Source organism: Furfurilactobacillus entadae (assembly GCF_045862745.1).
Classification (GTDB): domain Bacteria; phylum Bacillota; class Bacilli; order Lactobacillales; family Lactobacillaceae; genus Furfurilactobacillus; species Furfurilactobacillus entadae.
Genome location: NZ_BQXN01000063.1, coordinates 1 through 399 on the forward strand (window position 1 = coordinate 1; position 399 = coordinate 399).

General features: G+C 51.4%; 1 pseudogene. It reads left to right on the top strand.

Annotated elements, in window-relative coordinates:
- Positions 1 to 399, top strand: a pseudogene (locus ACKTR5_RS11765) (hypothetical protein); the annotation flags it as partial.

Here is a 399-nt window from a genome sequence, read left to right on the forward strand (position 1 = left end):
CACCTTCACCGCCGTTGTCACACTTCCTGATGGTTCAACGAAGACCGCAACGGTCAACCCTGACGGTTCCTTTACCGTTGATACCGGTACTTTAACTGCCGATGAAATCATCGGTGTTAAGATTCAAGCAACTAACGGTGAAAACACTAAGGACAGTCAAACCACGACCATTACGGTTCAGGCAGGTCAACCAACCAATCCATTGGATGACTATAATGTTGCCTCTCCGACGGTGAACCCCGCTACTGCTGGTGATACGAGTGGCTCTGGTCACGTTGATCTAGAAACACCGATCCCTGACGGGACCACCTTCACCGCCGTTGTCACACTTCCTGACGGTTCAACGAAGACCGCAACGGTCAACCCTGACGGTTCCTTTACCGTTGATACCGGTACTGT